Origin of the sequence: Paracoccus sp. (in: a-proteobacteria), assembly GCF_046289755.1 — a bacterium.
Lineage (GTDB): Bacteria > Pseudomonadota > Alphaproteobacteria > Rhodobacterales > Rhodobacteraceae > Paracoccus.
In genome coordinates, this window is record NZ_JBKBVD010000092.1 from 1 (window position 1) to 6,210 (window position 6,210).

Consider the following 6,210-nt stretch of genomic DNA (forward strand, 5'->3'; position numbering starts at 1 on the left):
GGCTGCGGCTGGCAGAGGAGGGGGGCGGGCCGGGTCATTGGGGGCTGGGTCATTTCTTGCCGAACATGCCGCCGAGGCCGCCGGGCAGCCCGGCGCGGCCCAACTGGCCGCCGAGGCCCTTGGGGTCGGCCAGCAGCTTTTGCGCCTCGGCCATCTTGGCGGGGTCGAGGTTGTCCATGTCGGGCAGGCCGCCGCCCTTGCCGGTCATGGCGCGCATGGCTTGCTTCATCATACCGCCCTTGCCCATCTTGCCCAGCTTTTTCATCGTGTCGGCCATCTGCTTCTGCATTTTCAGCAGCTTGTTCAGATCGGACACCTCCATGCCCGCGCCCGCCGCGATGCGTTTCTTGCGGCTGGCCTGAAGCAGGTCGGGATTGGCGCGTTCCTTTTTCGTCATCGAGTTGATCAGCGCGATCTGGTGGCGCACGACCTTGTCGTCAAAGCCTGCGGCCTCGGCCTGTTTGGCCATCTTGGCCATGCCGGGCATCATGCCCATGACCGACTGCATGCCGCCCATCTTCTGCATCTGTTCCAGCTGGCCGCGCAGGTCGTTCATGTTGAACAGACCCTTCTGGAACCGCTTCATCATGCGTTCGGCCTGTTCGACCTCGAACACAGCTTGGGCCTTTTCGACCAGCGCCACGATGTCGCCCATGCCCAGGATGCGGCCCGCGACGCGGGTGGCGTCGAAGGTTTCCAGCGCGTCCATCTTTTCGCCCAGACCCACGAAGCGGATCGGCTTGCCGGTCACCGCGCGCATGGACAAAGCCGCGCCGCCGCGCCCGTCGCCGTCCATCCGGGTCAGCACGACGCCGGTGACGCCGACCTTGGCGTCGAATTCGGTCGCCACGTTCACGGCGTCCTGCCCGGTCAGGCCATCGACGACCAGCAGCGTCTCGCGCGGCTGGGCGATGTCGCGGACCTGCTGGACCTGCGCCATCAGGGCTTCGTCGATATGCAGCCGGCCCGCCGTGTCCAGCAGCAGGATGTCATAGCCGCCGAGGGCTGCCTGCGTCTTGGCGCGCTGCGCGATCTGCGGTGCGGTCTGGCCCATGACGATGGGCAGCGTGTCGACGCCGATCTGCTGGCCCAGAATCGCCAGCTGTTCCATCGCCGCGGGGCGGTTGGTGTCGAGCGAGGCCATCAGGACGCGCTTTTTCTCGCGGTCCTTCAGGCGCAGGGCCAGTTTGGCGGTGGTGGTGGTCTTGCCCGAGCCCTGAAGGCCGACCATCAGGATCGGCGCGGGCGGGTTGTCGATGCGCAAAGCGTCGGGTTCGCCCTCGCCCTGCAGCATCCTGATCAGCTCGTCATGGACGATCTTGACGACCTGCTGGCCGGGCGTCACCGAGCGGGTGACCGCCGTGCCGGTGGCCTTGGCGGTGATCGACTTGATGAAGCTGCGCGCCACCGGCAGCGAGACATCCGCCTCGAGCAGGGCGGTGCGGACCTCGCGCAGGGCGGCGGTGACGTCTTCTTCGGACAGGGCGCCCTGTTTGGTCAGCCGGTCGAAGACACCGCCCAGACGGTCGGAAAGGTTCTCGAACATGGGCGGGCCTCCTATGGGTCCAAAACGGTTTTGCCCCCGTGGGCGCGACGCGCTGACGGGGGGCGATCCCCACGCAGTGCGGGGACCGGAAGGCGATGCTTCCGGGGGTTGGGCTGTCGGTTAGGCAAAAACGGCCCCCGAGTCAACCCGGATATGGGTTGAGGCGGGGGCCGGGCGGGGAGCAGTCTTATCGGTTTGGCTGTAATGCAGGTCTGAAAAGGCTTGGCGCGAACGTCAGGCGGCGATCTTGTCCAGCGCCTCTTGCGCGCGGGCCATGCCGGCGTCGCGGTCCATGGCCAGACCGTCGGCGGCCACGAAGGTCACGTCGGTGATGCCCAGAAAGCCCAGCATGTGGCGCAGATAGCCCGAGGCATAGTCGTAATCCGAGCCGAAGGGGGTGCCGGCGGCGGTATAGGCGACAAAGGCGCGCTTGCCGGTCAGCAGGCCCTCGGGGCCCTCGGCGGTGTAGCGGAAGCTGACGCCGGCGCGGGCGATCTGGTCCAGCCAGGTCTTGAGCTGGGCGGGCAGCGAGAAGTTATAGACCGGCAGGCCGATGACCAGCGTGTCGGCGGCCTGCACCTCGGCCAGCAGGGCGTCGGAGGTCTGAACCATCGCGGTCTGCGCGGGGGTGGGGGTGTCGGTGCCGACGCGGACGGCCTGGAACCATGCGGTGTCGATGGCGGGCACGCCCTCGTTCAGGTCGCGATAGGTCACGGTGGCGTCGGGGTTGGCGGCGGTCAGGCGCGACAGGATGTCGGCGGTCAGCTGGCGCGAAACCGAGGCATCGGCGGTGATGGCGCTGTCGAGGTGGAGAATGTGCATGGGAGGGCTCCGTTATGGAATGCTGCGTTGCGGCAGATATGGATCTATGAATTCGCGAACGGAAGGGCGATAATCGCGCAATGATTGTGCAGGGGCGCACAGGGCGGGGCGGACAGCGATGCAGATGGACAGCTGGGACGACATTCGTGTGGCGCTGGCGGTGGCGCGACATGGCACGGTCAGCGGCGCGGCGGCGTTTCTTGGCGTGCACCACGCCACGGTGATCCGGCGCATCGACGCGCTGGAGGCGGCGCTGCATGCGCGGCTGTTTCAGCGCCACTCGCGCGGCTACACGCTGACCGAGGCGGGGCGGGTGCTGCTGGCGGCGGCGCTGGCGGCGGATGCGCGGTTCAGCCAGATGGCGGCGCAGATCGCGGGTGTGGGCGACCGGATCGAGGGCGATCTGCTGGTCACCTCGTTGCCGGAGCTGGGCGAGGTGCTGATGCCGCGCCTGACCCGGCTGATGCAGGCGCATCCGGGGCTGCGGCTGAGCTATATGACCGATGTGCGGCTGTTCCGGCTGGATGCGGGCGAGGCGCATATCGCCATCCGGGCAGGCGCGCGACCGACCGAGCCGGATTACATCGTGCGCGCGCTGGGGCAGGCGCGGCATGCGCTGTTCGCCACGCCGGAATATGTCGCACGGCACGGGGCGGTGACGGACCCGCGCCAGCACCGTTTCGCGCTGACGGGCAGCGAGGGGCATGGCGCGCCCTATATGCGCTGGCTGCTGCCGCGCCTGGCGCCCGAGAATATCGCGCTGACCAGCAATGACGAGAACGCGCGCGAGGCGGTGATCCGGGCCGGGCTGGCGGTGGGGGCGCTGCCGCCGGCGCGGCAGGGCGGGCTGGTCGAGGTCCTGTCGCTGCCCGAATGGAACTCGGCGCTGTGGCTGGTCACGCATGTCGATCTGCATCGCACGCCCAAGGTGCAGGCCGTGGTGGCGGCGGTGCGGGGGGCGTTCGGCCCGGCGTCTGGCGATGCGGCGGGCGATGCGGGGGGCGATGCGTCTGGCGATGCTGGGGGCGACACGGCGGGCGATGCGTCTGGTGATGCGGGGGGCAGGGGCATGACAGCGCCCGGCATGCCGGACAGCGACTGACCGGGCCGCGACCGGGCCGCGTCTGGGCCGCGACTGGCGCCTGCGCGGTTTCGCCTGCATCATCAGGCCCCTTGCGACATTCGGGACGCAGCGCCAGCGGGGCTTGTGCAGGGCGCTTTCCTTCATCTCATGCGGTCGCTAGGGTCCGCAGACAGCGTGAGGTGAAGAGGCGGTCGGTGGCGCATATCATCGTTGTAGGCAACGAAAAGGGAGGGTCGGGGAAATCGACCACCTCCATGCATGTGGCCACCGCGCTGGCGCGGATGGGGCATCGGGTCGGCGCGCTGGATCTGGATGTCCGGCAGCGCAGTTTCGCCCGCTATCTGGAGAACCGCGCGGCGTTCAGCGCCCGCGAGGGGCTGGACCTGCCCATGCCGGTCATCGGTACGCTGGACGCCGGGCCGGACCCGCTGAGCCCGGCGCTGGAGGCGCTGGAGCGGGAGTGCGACTTTATTCTGCTGGACTGCCCCGGATCGCATACGAAGCTGAGCCAGATGGCGCATTCGCTGGCCGATGTGCTGCTGACGCCGCTGAATGACAGCTTTGTCGATTTCGATCTGCTGGCCCGGCTGTCGCCCGAGGGCGAGGTGCTGGGGCCGTCGATCTATTCGGAAATGGTCTGGAATGCGCGGCAGATGCGGGCGCAGGCGGGGGCGGGCGCGATCGACTGGCTGGTGCTGCGCAACCGGCTGGGCACCCAGCAGATGCACAACAAGCGCAAGGTCGGCGGCGCGCTGGCGACACTGTCACGCCGCATCGGGTTCCGGGTCGCCCCCGGCTTTTCGGAACGGGTGGTGTTCCGGGAGCTGTTTCCGCGCGGCCTGACCCTGCTGGACCTGCGCGATATCGGGGTCGAGAGCCTCAGCATGTCCCATATCGCCGCCCGGCAGGAATTGCGCGACCTGATCGGCGAGCTGCGCCTGCCCGGCGTGACCGCGACCTTCTGAGGCTCCGCCCGCCTGCGGCAGGCGGAGCCGGAGGTCACGAGCGCGACAGCAGTTTCACGCCATGTTGACGGCAATAGGCATCGGCCAGTTCGGACGACATCGAATTCGGGCGGGCGATCGAGCGATCCCAGTCCGTCATGGTCAGGGTGTAAAGCTGACAGGTGACAGGGCCACCCGGCGTTTCGATCTCGACCGGCTCGGTTTCGAAACTTTTGGGGGAGCAGGCCCCAAGGGCCAGTGCGACGCCAAGGGCGGCGATCATTTTGTACATCATTTTACTTATCCATCTTTACAGGGCAACAGGCAGGCTCTGGTCGAATGGACAGGACAAACCATGTCAGTGACGACCATCGGCGGCGACCCTATCAGAACCGCCGCCGATGTCTAGAAATCTATGGAAAACGACGCCTTATGCCAGCATGGCCACCGGGTTTTCCAGGTGCTTGACGATCGCGTCCAGAAGCTGGGCACCAAGCGCGCCGTCGATGACACGGTGATCAACGGAGAGTGTCATTGACATGACATTGCGCACGACAACCTCGCCGTTTTCGACCACCGGCGTCGGGATGCCCGCGCCCACGGCGAGAATCGCCCCATGCGGCGGGTTGATGACGGCGTCGAAATTCTCGATCCCGAACATGCCCAGATTGCTGATCGCAAAGCTGCCGCCCTGATATTCATGCGGGGCCAGTTTTTTCGATTTGGCGCGGCCCGCCAGATCCTTCATCTGCGCCGACAGCGCCGACAGCGATCTGGTTTCGGCGTCGCGCAGCACCGGCGTGAACAGCCCGCCCTCGATGGCCACGGCAACTGCCACGTCCGAGGGTTTCAGTTTCAGGATCCGGTCGCCCGCCCAGACGGCATTCGCGTCGGGCACCTCTTGCAGGGCCAGCGCGCAGGCCTTGATGATGAAGTCGTTGACCGACAGCTTGACGCCGCGCGATTCCAGCTTCTTGTTCAGCGTGCCGCGGAAGGCCATCAGCTCGTCCAGTTTGGCCGAGCGGCGCAGGTAGAAATGCGGGATGGTCTGCTTGGCCTCGGTCAGACGGGCAGCGATGGTGCGGCGCATGCCGTCCAGCGTCACCTCGGTCGTCTCGCGGTCGGCATACATCTTGAGCACGGTCTCGGTGGTCAGACCCTTGGGCGCCTGCGCGGCTGCGGCGGGGGCCGCGGGTTTGGCCTCGGCAGGCTTTGCGGGTTCGGCCGGTTTGGCGGCGCCGGGTTTGGCGGTTTCGACATCGGCCTTGACGATGCGGCCACGGGGGCCGCTGCCCTTGATCGCTGACAGGTCCAGACCCTTTTCCGCCGCGATCCGCCGCGCCAGAGGCGAGGCAAAGACGCGGTCGCCGTCGTCGCTGCGGGCGGCTGCGGGGGCGGCTTTGGGGGCTTCTGTTGCCGGCGCGTCAGCGGCAGGCGCGGTTTCGGTCGCCTTGGGGGCAGCGGCCTTGATGTCGCCCGCCTCTTCGCCGTCTTCCAGCAGAATGGCGATGGCGGTGTTGACCGCCACGCCAGAGGTGCCCTCGGCGATCAGGATCTTGCCGATCCGGCCTTCGTCGGTGGCCTCGAATTCCATCGTGGCCTTGTCGGTCTCGATCTCGGCGAGGATGTCGCCGGATTTGACCTCGTCGCCCTCTTTCACCAGCCACTTGGCCAGTGTGCCTTCCTCCATCGTGGGGGACAGCGCGGGCATCAGGATTTCCGTGGGCATCGCGTTGCCTCCCTTACTTGTAGGTGACTTTTTTCACCGCCGCGACCACCTCGGCCGGGGTGATGAGGGCGTGCTTTTCAAGGTT

General features: G+C 67.3%; 6 protein-coding genes. 2 read left to right on the plus strand and 4 right to left on the minus strand.

From position 1 onward, the window contains the following. Positions 1-49 precede the first annotated feature (49 nt). Positions 50-1,546, minus strand: a complete 1,497-nt coding sequence (gene ffh, locus ACK41U_RS18800) for a signal recognition particle protein (protein WP_409683647.1) — start codon at positions 1,544-1,546, stop codon at positions 50-52. A 234-nt stretch (positions 1,547-1,780) separates the two neighbouring features. Continuing rightward, on the minus strand, positions 1,781-2,368 hold the full coding sequence (locus ACK41U_RS18805) for an FMN-dependent NADH-azoreductase (RefSeq protein ID WP_409683650.1): 588 nt from the start codon (positions 2,366-2,368) through the stop codon (positions 1,781-1,783). Positions 2,369-2,486: 118 nt separating this feature from the next. Here ACK41U_RS18805 and ACK41U_RS18810 point away from each other — a divergent pair, with 118 nt between their 5' ends. Next, positions 2,487-3,470, plus strand: coding sequence for a LysR family transcriptional regulator (locus ACK41U_RS18810; protein ID WP_409683653.1), 984 nt, complete (start codon positions 2,487-2,489; stop codon positions 3,468-3,470). A 176-nt stretch (positions 3,471-3,646) separates the two neighbouring features. Next, entirely contained in the window at positions 3,647-4,417 is a 771-nt protein-coding gene (locus ACK41U_RS18815; protein WP_409683656.1) for a division plane positioning ATPase MipZ, read from the plus strand. A 34-nt stretch (positions 4,418-4,451) separates the two neighbouring features. Here ACK41U_RS18815 and ACK41U_RS18820 read toward each other — a convergent pair whose 3' ends face one another. Together ACK41U_RS18820 and ACK41U_RS18825 are read right to left on the minus strand one after the other, a co-directional pair. After that, positions 4,452-4,691: a hypothetical protein gene (locus ACK41U_RS18820; RefSeq protein WP_409683659.1), complete on the minus strand. Its 240-nt coding sequence runs from the start codon at positions 4,689-4,691 to the stop codon at positions 4,452-4,454. 135 nt (positions 4,692-4,826) lie between these two features. Next, complete coding sequence (locus ACK41U_RS18825; protein WP_409683662.1) at positions 4,827-6,125, minus strand: pyruvate dehydrogenase complex dihydrolipoamide acetyltransferase; 1,299 nt, start codon at positions 6,123-6,125, stop codon at positions 4,827-4,829. Positions 6,126-6,210 lie beyond the last annotated feature (85 nt).

Bases quoted from the DNA above. Each gene is read 5' to 3' on its own strand.
- ffh (WP_409683647.1), bottom strand. From the start codon at position 1,546: ATGTTCGAGAACCTTTCCGACCGTCTGGGCGGTGTCTTCGACCGGCTG.
- ACK41U_RS18805 (WP_409683650.1), bottom strand. From the start codon at position 2,368: ATGCACATTCTCCACCTCGACAGCGCCATCACCGCCGATGCCTCGGTT.
- ACK41U_RS18810 (WP_409683653.1), top strand. From the start codon at position 2,487: ATGCAGATGGACAGCTGGGACGACATTCGTGTGGCGCTGGCGGTGGCG.
- ACK41U_RS18820 (WP_409683659.1), bottom strand. From the start codon at position 4,691: ATGATGTACAAAATGATCGCCGCCCTTGGCGTCGCACTGGCCCTTGGG.
- ACK41U_RS18825 (WP_409683662.1), bottom strand. From the start codon at position 6,125: ATGCCCACGGAAATCCTGATGCCCGCGCTGTCCCCCACGATGGAGGAA.